At 41.5% G+C, this 15,076-nt stretch carries 12 protein-coding genes and 1 riboswitch; of the genes, 8 read left to right on the top strand and 4 right to left on the bottom strand.

Features of this window, described 5'->3' with window-relative positions; translation table 11 throughout:
- Nucleotides 1–157: 157 nt before the first annotated feature.
- Nucleotides 158–1,546 carry a class II fumarate hydratase gene (fumC, locus tag CH76_RS07150; protein WP_036144702.1) on the bottom strand — a complete coding sequence of 463 codons (1,389 nt, stop codon included), beginning with the start codon at nucleotides 1,544–1,546 and terminating at the stop codon, nucleotides 158–160.
- A 130-nt stretch (nucleotides 1,547–1,676) separates the two neighbouring features.
- The gene (locus CH76_RS07145; RefSeq protein ID WP_036144700.1) at nucleotides 1,677–2,360 is read right to left on the bottom strand and encodes a hypothetical protein; all 684 of its coding nucleotides are present in this window, start codon (nucleotides 2,358–2,360) and stop codon (nucleotides 1,677–1,679) included.
- A 157-nt stretch (nucleotides 2,361–2,517) separates the two neighbouring features.
- On the opposite strand from CH76_RS07145, the gene CH76_RS07140 reads away from it, so the two are divergent.
- The 4 genes from CH76_RS07140 (at nucleotide 2,518) to CH76_RS07125 (ending at nucleotide 6,693) form a co-directional block, all read left to right on the top strand.
- Nucleotides 2,518–3,954, top strand: coding sequence for a S41 family peptidase (locus CH76_RS07140; RefSeq protein WP_036144698.1), 1,437 nt, complete (start codon nucleotides 2,518–2,520; stop codon nucleotides 3,952–3,954).
- 56 nt (nucleotides 3,955–4,010) lie between these two features.
- Nucleotides 4,011–4,901 carry a GTP-binding protein gene (locus CH76_RS07135; protein WP_036144696.1) on the top strand — a complete coding sequence of 297 codons (891 nt, stop codon included), beginning with the start codon at nucleotides 4,011–4,013 and terminating at the stop codon, nucleotides 4,899–4,901.
- 159 nt (nucleotides 4,902–5,060) lie between these two features.
- Entirely contained in the window at nucleotides 5,061–6,137 is a 1,077-nt protein-coding gene (locus CH76_RS07130) for an undecaprenyldiphospho-muramoylpentapeptide beta-N-acetylglucosaminyltransferase (protein ID WP_036144695.1), read from the top strand.
- A 10-nt stretch (nucleotides 6,138–6,147) separates the two neighbouring features.
- Nucleotides 6,148–6,693, top strand: a complete 546-nt coding sequence (locus CH76_RS07125) for a GNAT family N-acetyltransferase (RefSeq protein WP_036144692.1) — start codon at nucleotides 6,148–6,150, stop codon at nucleotides 6,691–6,693.
- 53 nt (nucleotides 6,694–6,746) lie between these two features.
- Here the strand turns inward: CH76_RS07125 and CH76_RS07120 are convergent, their stop codons facing one another.
- Nucleotides 6,747–7,295, bottom strand: a complete 549-nt coding sequence (locus CH76_RS07120) for a GNAT family N-acetyltransferase (RefSeq protein ID WP_036144690.1) — start codon at nucleotides 7,293–7,295, stop codon at nucleotides 6,747–6,749.
- A 427-nt stretch (nucleotides 7,296–7,722) separates the two neighbouring features.
- Here CH76_RS07120 and CH76_RS07115 point away from each other — a divergent pair, with 427 nt between their 5' ends.
- The 4 genes from CH76_RS07115 to odhB all read left to right on the top strand — a co-directional run bounded on the left by CH76_RS07115 (nucleotide 7,723) and on the right by odhB (nucleotide 14,276).
- On the top strand, nucleotides 7,723–8,376 hold the full coding sequence (locus CH76_RS07115; protein WP_036144688.1) for a response regulator transcription factor: 654 nt from the start codon (nucleotides 7,723–7,725) through the stop codon (nucleotides 8,374–8,376).
- Nucleotides 8,373–9,704 (top strand): cell wall metabolism sensor histidine kinase WalK, encoded by a 1,332-nt coding sequence (locus tag CH76_RS07110; RefSeq protein ID WP_036144686.1) that lies wholly within the window; start codon nucleotides 8,373–8,375, stop codon nucleotides 9,702–9,704. The genes CH76_RS07115 and CH76_RS07110 overlap by 4 nt, the downstream gene beginning before the upstream one ends.
- Nucleotides 9,705–9,974: 270 nt before the next feature.
- On the top strand, nucleotides 9,975–12,782 hold the full coding sequence (locus CH76_RS07105) for a 2-oxoglutarate dehydrogenase E1 component (RefSeq protein ID WP_036144685.1): 2,808 nt from the start codon (nucleotides 9,975–9,977) through the stop codon (nucleotides 12,780–12,782).
- 243 nt (nucleotides 12,783–13,025) lie between these two features.
- Nucleotides 13,026–14,276: a 2-oxoglutarate dehydrogenase complex dihydrolipoyllysine-residue succinyltransferase gene (gene odhB, locus CH76_RS07100; protein WP_036144683.1), complete on the top strand. Its 1,251-nt coding sequence runs from the start codon at nucleotides 13,026–13,028 to the stop codon at nucleotides 14,274–14,276.
- Nucleotides 14,277–14,314: 38 nt separating this feature from the next.
- Here odhB and CH76_RS07095 read toward each other — a convergent pair whose 3' ends face one another.
- Complete coding sequence (locus CH76_RS07095; RefSeq protein ID WP_036144681.1) at nucleotides 14,315–14,575, bottom strand: hypothetical protein; 261 nt, start codon at nucleotides 14,573–14,575, stop codon at nucleotides 14,315–14,317.
- A 215-nt stretch (nucleotides 14,576–14,790) separates the two neighbouring features.
- A riboswitch (Lysine riboswitch) is annotated at nucleotides 14,791–14,976 on the top strand.
- Nucleotides 14,977–15,076: the final 100 nt, after the last annotated feature.

Below are 15,076 nucleotides of genomic sequence, written 5' to 3'. Positions count from 1 at the left end.
TTTTAATGCCATATTGTGTAAAGTCAATACTATTTACATAGACGCGCTGACAGTAAAGAGTAAAAAGTACTTGAAATGACTATAAAGTGGGTGATAAGACTCTAATCAGCTAAAAAAATAGAGCCCTGACACAAATTTGTCAGAACTCCATTAGGTATTAAGCATTTGGATAAATCATAGTTTTAGGGTCTACATATTTATCAAACTCCTCAGCTGTGAGTAAACCTGAGGCAAGCGCCGCTTCGCGTAAGGATGTACCTTGCTCATGCGCAGTTTTGGCAATTTTAGCGGCATTTTCGTAACCAATATACGGATTGAGTGCTGTTACTAACATGAGTGAGTTACTTAAGTTACGCTCAAGCACCTCCATATTTGGCTCAATACCAATTGCACAATGCTCATCAAATGATTTTAATGCATCTGCTAGCAGGCGTACGGATTGTAGGAAGTTATAAATAATGACGGGTTTAAAGACATTGAGCTCAAAGTTACCTTGGCTTGCTGCAAAGCCAATTGTCGCATCATTACCGACCACTTGCGTTACAACCATCGTAAGTGCTTCGCTTTGAGTAGGGTTTACCTTGCCAGGCATAATAGACGAACCCGGCTCATTAGCGGGAATAATAAGCTCGCCAATCCCACTACGTGGTCCGCTGGCTAAAAAGCGTACGTCATTAGCAATTTTCATAGCATCAGCCGCTAGTGCCTTAATAGCTCCGTGTGTAGCTACAACCTCGTCGTGGCTCGTTAATGCATGAAATTTATTTTCGGCTGACGTAAAGGTAATGCCTGTTTCTTCGCTAATATAACTTGCGGTACGGTCGCCAAACTCAGGGTGTGCGTTAATCCCTGTACCAACGGCTGTGCCGCCAATCGCCAGTTCTTTCATATAAGCTACATTTGACTGAATCATTTTTTCGGATTTTTTAAGCATAGCTACCCAACCACTAAACTCTTGCCCAAGTGTTAAAGGTGTTGCATCTTGCAAGTGTGTACGACCAATCTTAATAATATCGTCAAATTGCTCTGACTTATCTTGTAACGTTTCGGCTAGGCCTCGTACGCGTGGTAATAAATAATTTTCGACTTTCAATACACCAGCCACATGGAGTGCCGTAGGGAAGGTATCGTTAGAGCTTTGTGATTGATTAACATCATCATTTGGATGCACAAGGTCTGTATCACCTTGATGTTGTAAAATTTGATTAGCGCGGTGGGCAATCACTTCATTAACATTCATATTAGTTTGTGTACCGCTACCTGTTTGCCACACAACAAGTGGGAAGTGGTCATTCCATTGACCGTTTACAATTTCGTCAGCGGCTTGTACAATGGCTTTCATTTTGGCTTCGCTTAGTTTACCTAAATCAAAGTTAGCACGTGCGGCACTTTTCTTTAGGATAGCTAGCGCGTGGATGACTTCAATTGGCATTAAATCTTCACCGATTTTAAAATTCATTTTACTACGAGCAGTTTGAGCACCCCATAATTTATTTGTTGGTACTTGCATCTCGCCCATAGTATCTTTTTCAATACGATAATCCATTATCCATCTCTCCTTAGTGTCTTGACGTTTCAATTAATGATAACAATTCTCAATTGGCTGCGTCAAGTTTGTTACTTATCCTATTCCTTTTAGACAAAAAGTAAAACAAAAAACCAGCGAGCATTGAGGCTCACTGGTCAGTCGGGGCGGGTGGTGGTGTAGCGCCGCGGATTTTTAATTTCATTTCGATATTTTGTAGGAAAATATCAAGGTAGTATTTTAATTCGTTAAACTCTGCGCCATTTTGATCTTGTGTGTAGGCAATATAATCACTGCCGAGCGCTTGTGCGAGGTCGCGTTGAACAAGCACAAATAAATCAGGGAAGTACGTTTGGGCACATTCAACAAGTGGCATTTTACGGATTTGCTCTGCGCGTTCAGGTTGCTCAAGCTTAGCAAAATCTTTAACTAAAATTTCGAGCGCTAGGCGATAACCTGCTGCCGCAAGCTCTGTATGGCTCTCGATTTCGGCCGTATGTGCTTGGCGGTAAATGCGGATAAATTTTGGTGAAAACTTCATAATCACCTCAGAAATCTCCATATTTACGGCTGGTGGGTAAATGGATTTAAATGTAGTCGTTTGGTCATTTTTATTGAGCAAGTGAGTGGTTAAAAACTTTTCCTCGCAACCTTTGCATTTATGTAGTAAAAAAATAAACTCCTCGTTTTTGTTGTAGTCGATACCAGATGCACGCAGTGAATACGGGGCAACGACAATGCCACAATGTGGGCACTGCTGAGGAATCGTATACGAACGTCCTCCGTAATGCGGTATGCTACTTTGGAATTTAACAGTTTGTAAAGTCATAGTCATAACGAAGCCTCCTAATACGGTTATTGTATCAAATATTGTTACAGAAAAGCATATACAATTTTTGAACTTCTTTCATTGTACGCTTTTTCTTTTCGAACGCTCAAGAAACTGTTACTATATAGAATAGTATGCATTAGCAGTGAGAGTGGTGAAACAAATGGAAAATCAAGAACAGACGACGAAACCAGCAGGTCGATATTTACGAATTAAGCCTTTTGCATTTTTGATGCTGCTATTTCTCGTCATCCTAGTAACAGCGGGGCTAACAATTTTCGCACTAACATTTGGTGAAGAAAAGGTAGTAGAAGTGAAGGTCCCTGTCGAACGACAAGAGTTTGCACAATTATATGATGCGTTTGACGAATTAAACACGAAATACTATAAAGAAGTTGACAAAGAAAAATTAGTTGAGGGCGCAGTTAACGGTATGGTTGACGCATTAGATGACCCTTATTCAGACTTTATGACAAAAAAAGAAGCACAAGAATTTAGCGAAAGCTTAAGCGGCAGCTTCCAAGGTATTGGTGCTGAGGTGCAGGATAGTAATGGGCAAATTATGATTGTTTCGCCAATTAAAAACTCGCCAGCTGAGCGAGCTGGGTTATTACCAAATGACATCGTATTAGAGGTGGATGGTAAAAATATCGAAGGTAAAACAACAACAGAGGCCGTATCATTAATTCGCGGCGAAAAGGGCACGGAAGTTAAGCTCCTTATTAAACGCGGTGATGCTGAGCCAATGACCGTAACCATTAAACGTGACGATATCCCAATCGAAACCGTATACGGCGAAATGTTAGACGGTGGCATTGCCCACATTCAAATGACATCATTTAGCGAAACAACAAGCGATGAGCTCGTTGCCATTTTAGATTCGTTAAAAGATGTGAAGGGCATTGTACTGGATATGCGCCAAAATCCAGGTGGTTACTTAGAGCAGGCGTATGCAATTGCTAATTTATTTTTAGAGGATGGCAAGCCAATTTACCAAATCGAAATGCGTGATGGTAAACCAAAAGTATTTAAAGCCAAAGGACCTAAGGCGTACGATGTGCCGTTAACCGTGTTAGTAGACGAGGGTAGTGCCTCAGCTTCTGAAATCGTAGCGGCGGCGCTTCAAGAGTCGGCAGGTGCTAAAGTAGTTGGTGTACAATCTTTCGGTAAAGGTACAATGCAAACCGTTGAGGAGTACAAAGATGGCTCTAACCTTAAATATACACAAGGTAAATGGTTAACACCTAAAGGCAACTGGATTAACGAAAAAGGTGTAACACCAGACGTTGAGGCAAAATTACCTGACTACGCGACATTACCGTATTTAGATACAAAAGCGGAAATGAAGCAAGGTATGGTAAGTGAGCAAGTTAAAGCGGCAAAACAAATGTTAGCGGCACTTGGCTATGAGCCAGGTGAAACGACTACAACGTTTGATGAAGCGATGACAAGCGCAGTATATGCCTTCCAAGCAGACAATGGTCTTGCACAAGATGGTATTATTACAGGCGACACAACAAAAAAACTAATGGAAAAACTACGCGATAAATTGAAAAAAGATGATACACAAGTTAAAGCGGCAGTAGATGCATTAAAATAACAGAGGATGAGGGGGCGGCACTAGCTGCTCCCTTATTTTACTAGGAGGCAATTAACATGAAGGATGTTTATTTATTTAGTGGTTTTTTAGGCAGTGGCAAAACGTCGATGCTAACGGATGTACTGCGTCAGTTAAAAGAAGCGGGCGTTCGCCCAGCCATTATTATGAATGAGCTAGGCAAGCTGCCGTTTGATTCGCAAGCGGTAGATGAGGACATTCCGTTAAAAGAAATGTTAGAGGGTTGTATTTGTTGCACAGGCTCCGAAAAAACCGAAGCCCAAATCCAAACACTATTGCATGAGGATAATTTTGATGTACTGATTATCGAAACTACAGGTGCAGCACACCCTGTAGAGGCATTAGATGCGGTATACTCACCGATTTTTGCGGATCAGCTATGTGTTAAAGGCATTGTAACCGTTACAGATAGTCGTTTATTTTTAGACCGTGCAACATTGCCTGTACAAATGCGCTCGTTATTTTTAGAGCAAATCCGTCATGCGCATTTATTGCTTGCTAATAAAATGGATTTATTAACGGAGGCTGAGCAGGCGCAAGTCGTTTACGAAATGCAGGGCATTAATGACCATGCCTTTATTTTACAAACGACAAATGGTCGCGTGCCGCTTCAACTTTTACAAAATATGCAAGCAACAGCAAGCGCACCACATACGGCAGCACCTATTGGCAAACTTAATTTATCAACACGTCTTGTTACTTTTACAACACCTGTTACACAGGAGGCGTTTGAAGATTGGGTGCGTAACTTACCAAGCACCATTTACCGCATGAAGGGCTATGTACTTGTAGCGGGTAACAGTAAGCCTATGCTATTTCAATATGCGTACGGCATGGTGCAGTGGTTACCTGAGTATATTAAAATGACCCCTCAACTTGTTATTATTGGGGAAAATGTCAATGAATTAACTGTGCCTGGTTGCGTATAACTAGTACGCAAGTTGTACTATTGTAAAAATTCGGCAAAATAGAGAATGAACAGGGGGCTTTTTTCTCATAGATGATTTGTGCTACAATGAATTAATGAAAAAAAGCAAAACGTTCACGCTTAAGCAAGTATCGCTAGCTGAAGAACAGGAGCATATGTATTGAAAGACAAAACAATCATTTTAACAGGTGGGGGCACAGCAGGGCATGTGTCACTCAATCAAGCGATTATTCCGTCATTGCTCGAAAAGGGCTATGACGTACATTATATTGGTTCAACTGAAGGCATTGAGCAAGAGATTATTGGCGAGGCTTTCCCTAAAGTACCGTTTTACGGTATTGCGAGTGGTAAATTACGTCGTTATTTTTCGTTTAAAAACTTTACTGACCCGTTTCGTGTGATGCGCGGTGTAATGCAGGCTTTTCGCATTATTCGTCGAGTTAAGCCGAGCGTGGTATTTTCGAAGGGCGGCTTTGTATCCGTACCTGTAGTTATTGCGGCCAAGCTCGCTAATGTACCAATCGTCATCCATGAGTCAGATGTGACACCGGGGCTTGCTAATAAAATTGCGCTACCCTTTGCTTCACATGTATTTACCGTATTTGAAGAAACCCTTAAACATTTGCCATCAGACCGTGCAACATGCACAGGGTCGATTATTCGATCTTCATTATTTACAGGCGACCGCGAAAAGGGCATTGAGCGCTGTGAGTTTGCAGGGGATAAGGAGATTTTATTATTAATGGGTGGTAGCCAAGGCTCTAAGCTATTAAATGACATCGTCCGCGAAAACCTTGACCGCTTGTTAGCGCGCTTTGATATTATTCATTTATGTGGTAAAGGCAATGTGGATGTTACGCTGTATAACACACCAGGATATAAGCAATTTGAGTATGTAACAGATGAGCTGTCCGACTTACTACATGCCTCAGACTATATTGTGTCACGCGCTGGCTCTAACGCCATTTTCGAATTTTTAACATTGCATAAGCCGATGTTATTAATCCCGCTTTCTGCTAGACAAAGTCGCGGTGACCAAGTATTAAATGCAAACTTATTTAAGCGCCAAGCCTTTGCTGAGGTACTTGAAGAAGAAAAACTAACAACCGAAAGCTTTTTTGACGCTTTAAAGACGCTGATTGATAAAGCGCCACAATATATTGAGCGTATGGCAGATACGCAAACACCTAAAACACCTGAAGAAATGGTAGAATTAATTATCCAATACGAAAAATGAGGTGACCAAAATGTTTGTGATGACAGTAAATGATAAAGTTTCTTTGCAATTACTAGAGCCACAACATGCTGCGGCATTATTTGCAATCGTTGACCGTGAGCGTGAGTATTTGCGCCAGTGGCTAGGGTGGCTTGATAATACGCGCAGTGTACAAACACAGGCACTTTTCTTATTTACTGCTTTAAAGCAGTTTGCTGAGGGCAAGGGACTTACCACAGGTATTTTATATGAAGACGAGTTATGTGGCACAGCAAGTATTAATAGCTATGACCCCATCACCAAAACGGCAACGCTTGGTTATTGGCTAAGTGAAAGCCATACAGGTAAAGGCATTGCCACTGATGTAGTGCGTGCCTTGATGGACTATTGTTTTTTTGAACGTGGTATGGAGGTCGTAGAAATTCGTGCTGCGGTTGGTAATATTAAAAGCCGTGCTATTGCAGAGCGTCTTGGTTTTGCTTTGCAAGGTACAGCACATAATGCCGAAAACCTCTACGGACGCTGGGTAGACCACGCCGTTTACCAAATGACACGTAAAGCGTATAATCACAACTAAAAAAAGCCCGTAGCAACTGTCTGCATAGACAACTGCTGCGGGCTTTCTGTGTATTACATTGCCTCGTGTGCAGCATCTGCATCTGCATTTGCTGTAACAAGGTAAAATAAATCGCGTGGAATTTGGTATAGTTTAAATTTCTTTTCGCCTGCATTGATTTGCTCAAGTAGTGTAGGGTGTGTATCATTTGCCTCTACAACATATGGTAGCTTCGTTGCGGCTTTTTGTGATTTTACGTTTTCCTCACGAATGCGTAAGAAAACAGTTTGGAAATCTAGTTCAAAAAATAATTCAGATAAGAAGTCGTGCTTTGCTTTTTGATTATAGCCCATGCCTTGGAATGGTAAACCAATCCATGTGCCTAAAAAGCCTGCACCATCTTGAATGTCGAATAAGCTAATTGTCCCGATTACTTGACCCCAATCATCAGTAATCGTGCGTGAAATTGCTGCGCCTGCAGCTTCTTCTTCCATTAGCTGTTTCGTCATAAACCAGTACTCATCAGCTGATGTTGCCTTTTGACGAACATACGGGAAAACGGTCGGGTGTGATAATAACTCATATAACTCATTGCATTCTACTAACTCACGTTTTTTTAACATGCGAAACGCCTCCTTTTAAGGTCGAAAATAAATTCACTAGACGAAGCGACATCTTCTTTACGTCAAACTTTTCCCCAAGGTGAAAAAGGATAAACCTGCAAAGGAAAATAAATTATTACTATAATGAAAGTGTAGTGCATAAATCGCGTAAATGCAATTATTTTCTAGTATTTGTTCCGTAAATACTAATATATGACTACTCATTGATCGTAAATATTATTTCATTATGCGTTTTTTCGTAATGATTTCACGTCCAGCAAGAAGTATCATAATCCAAAAAAATAAAGAAAGCTATAGTTATTTTTCCTGCAGAAATGGAAAATATTTTCGGTAGACACCAATTTGTCACTTGCTTTATAAAGTGCGTCAAACGTGTCGAGTTTTTACGCAAAAAAGCGTACAATTACTACCAAAGAGGGGGATGGCCATGCAGAGGATTTTATTGATTGAGGATGAGGCGAGCATTGCACGTTTTATTGAGCTAGAGCTCAAGCATGAGGGCTTTGCAGTAACGGTGTGTACAGATGGGCGAGAAGGCCTACTAGCGGCGCAACGTGAAAGCTTTGATATGTTATTAGTAGATGTTATGCTCCCAGGTTTAAATGGTATCGAAATTTGTAGGCGTATACGCAAAGCATCGGATGTACCCATTATTTTAGTAACAGCGCGTGATGCGGTGATGGACCGTGTAGGTGGGTTAGATGCAGGAGCGGATGATTATATTGTTAAGCCTTTTGCTATCGAAGAATTATTAGCACGTATTCGTACCATTTTGCGTCGCACGCAACCAAAAGATGTGCTAGTAATTGAAGGCATTACGATTGACCGGACAGCACATAGTGTAAGCGCACAGGGGCAAGTTATTGAGCTAACTAAAACCGAATATGACTTGTTATTATTTTTAGCCATGCACCATTCACAAGTATGCACCAGAGAACAAATTTTAACGGCTGTGTGGGGTTTTGATACAGAGGTCGAGACGAATGTAGTAGATGTGTATATCAGGCATTTGCGTACAAAGCTCGGCGTGTTTGCCACCATTGAAACGGTACGCGGCGTAGGGTATGTGATGCGTCAATGACGTTAAAACAAAAGTGGGCGATTACAGCAGGACTTGTTATTTTTACGACGTACGCCATTGTTTGTATTGTCATGTATAGTTTTATTTATAACTGGTTATTAACTGAAGAGAAGGCGAAGGTAGAGCGCACATTAGCTGATGTTACTACCTATATAAATAGTGGCCCTTCTATTGAGGAGTTGCGCCGCCAGAGAGGCATGTTAACAACAATTGTAGACCAACAGCAAACGGTGCGTTTGTTTAACGCGGATGGTTTGGCGCTTGTGCAGATAAATGATAAATCTTCGGCACAGCCATTAGCTATTGGCTTTGAGGAGCGTAAGGTGGACGGGGAGCGTGCCTTTGTAACGACGATGCCAATAGAGATTGGCTTTATGCAAGGCTATATCCAACTCGTGCATCCTTTGCAACATTTTTTAGCGATGATGCGCTACTTGTTAACGGCAATGTTGCTCGCTGGTGTGCTGGCAATTGTAATTGCTGTAGCAGGTGGCTATTATTTGGCTAGTTTATTTATGCGCCCTGTCATTGAGTTGCGTGATGCTATGCGCGGTGTTGCACAGACAGGTTTTGCAGAGCGCACTACGCTTCCTGCACGTAAAGACGAGGTGGGCGAGTTGCTCGCAGTATATGAGCAGATGATGAGTGAGCTAGAAGGTGCGTTTTTACAGCAACATCAATTTGTATCAGATGCCTCGCATGAGTTGCGTACACCACTCCATGCGGTTGAGGGGCATTTGTCGTTATTAAAACGCTGGGGCAAAAATGATCCTGCGGTACTTGAGGAGTCACTAGACTTAGCGCTAGCTGAAACAACACGCATGAAAACGATGATTGAGGAGTTGCTCGCACTTGCACGTCGTACACCCACAACGGAGGAGGCGCGTGCGTCTGTTAATGAAGTCATTGAGGCTACTTGTCAAACGATTACGAGCACACATCCTGAGGTAACACTAACACTTCAATTGACGGAGCCAGTTGAAGCGGGCATTACTGTTGGCGGTCTCACACAAATTTTGCAAAATCTTTTAATAAATGCTGTACACTATAGTAAGCAAGACCCCCATATCGACATTACCACGTCATTTACGAAGGATATGGTGAGCATTAAGGTAGCGGATAATGGTATAGGTATTAGTGAAGCGGACTTGCCTTATATTTTTGACCGCTTTTACCGCGCAGATCATTCGCGCTTGCGTATTGAGGGCAGTGGGCTTGGTCTGAGCATCGTGCAAATGCTTGTGCATAAGTACCAAGGCACGATTACGGCGCACTCATCTGAGGCGGGTACAACATTTATTGTGCAATTACCACGCTACAGACCATGAATGTTACCAAATTTGACGAAAAGTATTGTATTTTTTGTGAAGAGTAGTAATATTGATATGAAAAAAGTTCTTTTCCAGTGTAAGCGCTCACTATTTGTTGTAAAAAAGATGGAATATCAGCGCATTTTGTAAGATAAGCGCAGATTGGCGTCAGTCGGAGCAAACATAGTGCAACGCTGTGTAAAGAATGATAGAATGTTATATGAAATGCAACATAAAATTTAACTATTGTAAATGCCGTAAACGGCAAAAATTTGGAGGTAATTTTTCATGTCGAACAATGTTACACCTTGGTCAGCTTTCGAAGGTCCTAACTTAGGGTACGTAATGGAGCAATACGACTTGTTTTTACAGTCACCTGAAGAAGTAGAGCCAGGCCTAATCGCTTTATTTGAGCAATACGGTGAACCAATCTTTGCGGACGGCTCTGCGCCAGTTGCACAAGCAATAACTGCAGCAGCACCAGCAAATGTTACGAAAATTTTAGCAGCAATGAAATTAGCTGAAGAAATTCGTCACCTAGGTCACTTAGCAGCAGACATTTACCCACTTAAAGATCGTCCATTAGACTTTTCACACATTGAGCCAAAGGCTTTTGGTCTATCAGACGCAGACCTTGCAGCGTTACCAGCAACAATGTTTTTTGAAACTGTACCTGCAAACGTTACCAATGGTAAGCAAGCAGTAGATTATTTACGTGGTATTTATACAGCAAAAATTGCGTATGAATACGACCATGTTGTAGTAGACGAAGAACGTAATTGGTTACGTTCTAAAATCGAGTCAGGCGCATTAAATGCACCACTTACTGCAGATGAGAAAAAAGCCCTTTTAGAGCGTTTAACTCGTGTAGAAGGCTTCGAAAAATTCATCCACAAAACATTCGTAGGTCAAAAACGCTTCTCTATCGAAGGTTTAGACACGCTAGTAGTGCTATTAGACGAATTAGACCGTCTATCACAAGCAGCAAAAATGAACGTTTTACAAATTGGTATGGCGCACCGTGGTCGTTTAAACGTGTTAACACATGTATTAAACAAGCCGTATGACATGATGTTTGCAGACTTTGCGCATGTGTCAAACGAGTACTTCCTACCAGAAGACGGCTCACTAGAAATCACTAAGGGCTGGACAAACGACGTGAAGTATCACATGGGTGCTACATTAACTAAGCCATCAGGCTATAAAGTGAAATTAGCATATAACCCATCTCACTTAGAGGTTGCAAGTCCTGTTGTTGTTGGTCAAACACGTGCAGCACAAGATGATGCTTCACAAGCAGGCGAGCCTGTTTTCGACCCAGCAAAAGCAATGGCTGTGTTAGTGCATGGTGACGCGGCCTTCCCAGGTCAAGGTATCGTTACAGAAACATTAAACTTCGCTAAAACAGAAGGCTTTACTACGGGCGGTTCAGTGCATGTTATTTCAAATAACATGATTGGTTTCACTACAGAAACATATGATTCACGTTCTTCAACGTATTCTTCAGACCCTGCTAAAGGCTATGAAGTACCAGTTGTACACGTAAACGCAGATGCACCAGAAGCAGTAGTACAAGTTGCACGTTTAGCATTTGAATACCGCGAAAAATTTGGCAAGGACATCCTTGTTGACTTAATCGGTTACCGTCGTTATGGTCATAACGAAACAGATGATCCAACTGTAACAAACCCAGAAACATACAAAATCGTGCCTAAGCACCCAACAGTACGCGTTCTTTACGGCGAAGCATTAGCAGCTGAAGGCGTAGTAACAGCGGATGCCGTTGCACAATTAGATACAGACATTTATGCAGAAATGCAAAAATCATACGACCACGTAAAAGAAGTGGGCGAAACGAAAGAGCCAATCACAGTAGAAATGCCACAAGCTGTTAAAGATGGCTACCCAACAAATGTTGATACATCAGTAGATGCAGCAGCACTTAAAAAAATGAACGATGAATTATTAGCTTGGCCAGAAGGCTTTGAGCCACAAAGCAAGCTAGGACGTATTTTACAACGTCGTGAGCAAGCATTTGAAGAAGGCAAAATTGACTGGGGTCATGCTGAGACATTAGCATTCGGTACAATCGTACAAGAAGGCAATCCAGTACGCTTCTCAGGTCAAGATGCACAGCGTGGTACATTCTCACAACGTCACCTTGTAATTCACGACAAAAACAATGGTGCTGAGTACACACCATTACATGGTATAACAGGTGCTAACGCATCATTTAAAGTATACAACTCACCACTTACTGAAGCAGGCGTTGTAGGCTATGAGTACGGTTATAACATGGAAAAACCAAACACATTATCCATTTGGGAAGCACAGTTTGGTGACTTCGCCAATATGGCACAAGTGATGTTTGATAACTTTATTTCTTCAAGCCGTGCAAAATGGGGTCAAAAATCGGGCTTCGTAATGTTATTACCACACGGTTATGAAGGTCAAGGACCAGAGCACTCATCAAGCCGCATGGAGCGTTTCTTACAACTATCAGCTGAAAACAACTGGACAGTAGCTAACTGTTCAAATGCAGGCAACTATTACCACTTATTACGTCGCCAAGCAAAAATGTTAGGTACAGATGCGATTCGTCCATTAGTTGTAGTATCACCTAAATATTTATTACGTCACCCATTAGCTGCTGCTACAAAAGAGCAACTAGCTGAAGGTTCATTCCAAGCAGTTATTGAGCAACCAGGCTTAGGTAATGATGTTAAAAAAGTGGAGCGTATTTTATTTGCAAGCGGTAAAGTAGCAATTGATCTTGCTGACCGCATTAAAGATGGTGAAGGCTTCGACCACTTACACATCGTACGTGTTGAGCAACTTTACCCATTCCCACAACAAAAAATTGCGGATATTATTGCACGTTTCCCTAACGCAAAAGAACTTGTTTGGGTACAAGAAGAACCTAAAAACCAAGGTTCATACTTATATGCAACACAATATATGTATGAGCTAGCTGAAGGCAAAAAACTATCATACGTTGGCCGCCCAGCAATGTCATCAACAGCAGAAGGCGACATGGATGCACATAAAGCAGAGCAAGCGCGTCTAATTGAAGAAGCCGTATCAAAATCAAAATAAAAGCGTAGCCGTAATTTCCGCCGCGCACTGGAACCACAGAGCGCAGTGCCTCGCATTGTGTGAGTGGTGAAGTGACGCCAAGGAAATCGGTTCAAATACTCCACCTAGCTGAAATTTCAGCTAGGGGAGCTATAAATTAGTAATTTGTTAGAAACGTAACCAATGCCAAAACCTTGAATAATCAAGATGGCTTCATTAAAATATTTTTGAATGGTTGTTTTAAAATCAAAGGAGGAAATTATAGTGGCTGAGATTAGAGTCCCTGAGTTAGCAGAATCAATTACAGAAGGTACAATTGCACAGTGGGTTAAAAAAGTAGGCGATCGCGTTGAGAAAGGCGAATTTATCGTTGAATTAGAAACAGACAAAGTAAACGCTGAAATCATTTCTGAAGAAGCGGGTATTTTAAAAGAAATTACAGCACAAGAAGGCGAAACAGTTGATGTAGGTCAAGTTATCGCAATCGTTGAAGCGGGCGAAGGTGGCGCAGCAGCACCAGCACCAGCTAAAGAAGAAGCAAAAGCAGAAGCGCCAAAAGCGGAAGCAGCGCCAGCACAACAAGCGGCACCAGTTGTTGAAGAAACTTCAGGTGAGCGTGTTGTAGCTTCACCAGCAGCGCGTAAATTAGCACGTGAAAAAGGCATCGACTTAGCGGCGATTTCGCCAGTAGACCCACAAGGTCGCGTTCGCGTACAAGACGTAGCGGCACATGGTACACAGCCAGCAGCACCAGTACAACAAGCAGCACCAGTTGCTACAACAGGTGCAATGGTATTTACACCAGCAGCTGAATCAGGTCGTGTAACGGTAGAAAAAATGTCTCGCCGTCGTCAAACGATTGCAAAACGTTTACTAGAAGTTAAACAATCTACAGCAATGCTAACAACGTTCAACGAAATTGACATGACAAACATCATGGCATTACGTAAACGCAAACAAGAGCAATTTGTGAAAGAAAACGACATCAAACTAGGTTTCATGTCAATCTTCACAAAAGCAGTTGTAGCAGCGCTTAAAAAGTACCCATATGTAAATGCACAAATCTCAGGTGACGAAATTCACTTAAACAACTTCTATGATATTGGTATCGCTGTATCAACTGAAGAAGGCTTAGTAGTACCTGTAGTACGCGATGCAGACCGCAAAAACTTTGCAGCTATCGAATACGATATTAAAGAGTTAGCGGGTAAAGCACGCGACAAAAAATTAGGTCTTAACGATATGGCAGGTGGCTCATTCACAATCACTAATGGTGGTGTGTTTGGTTCATTAATGTCTACACCAATCATGAACGGTACACAACCAGGTATCCTTGGTATGCACTCAATCGTTCAACGCCCAGTGGCTGTTAATGGTGAAGTTGAAATCCGTCCAATGATGTACGTGGCACTTTCTTATGACCACCGTATCATTGATGGTAAAGACTCTGTTGGTTTCTTAAAAATGGTTAAAGAATTAATCGAAAACCCAGAAGACTTATTATTAAACTCATAAGCATAACAAAAGGGACTGCCTCGGCAGTCCCTTTTTTATTAGCGTATCGCAGTAACGAGTGCAAAAATGACAATTGGGATGGTCATGGCTACAATAATACCGACAAGACTATACACCTTACGATCACTCGGATAACGCTGCCTATAGCTATAAGTGAGCAAGGTAGCTACGATTAGTAATAATGAGAGCGAAATAAATTTGACTGACGTAAATGTACCCGCACTAAAGTTAGTGATAGTGCCACCAATAGCTGCGATGAGTACTACAATGATAAGCATAAAATGCAGTATTTTTTTCATTAAACTATCCCCTTTTCTATCCATAACCTTTTAGCAATCTCTTAAACATTATACATAAATTAGGGAGCAACTGCCTATATCACCGTTTAACTTATACAAAATGCTACATGAAAATTCATGCTGTTTTCAGAAAAATGCTAAAATACTGTTGACAGTATACGCAAATTACGATAACATGACAAGTAATTAAATAAACAAAATACCTCATCTAAACGGATTGAGGTAGAGGCGCGATATTTATTAGGTTACAGCAGAGTGAAAGCAACGATGAAGCTATAATGAAGGAAATGTCGCCGAAGTGTATAAGTGGGCTTAAGCTTATATGCTGGGGTTGTAATTAATAATTGCAGCACTGTCTTAGTAAACGTTATTCCTTTTTACTAAGTTGAGCTATCTCGAGTAGGAATGTGATGTGGAATTTTGGGGCAATATGTATTCGACCTAAAGTTTTCGCGTAGGGTCGTTTTTTTTGTATTGTTTTAAGGAAAAAAGAGGGGGATT

The sequence above is a fragment of the Lysinibacillus sp. BF-4 genome, assembly GCF_000743635.1.
GTDB lineage: Bacteria > Bacillota > Bacilli > Bacillales_A > Planococcaceae > Metalysinibacillus > Metalysinibacillus saudimassiliensis.
Note: the sequence above shows the minus strand (reverse complement) of the source record. Positions and strands in the feature narration are given on the sequence as shown.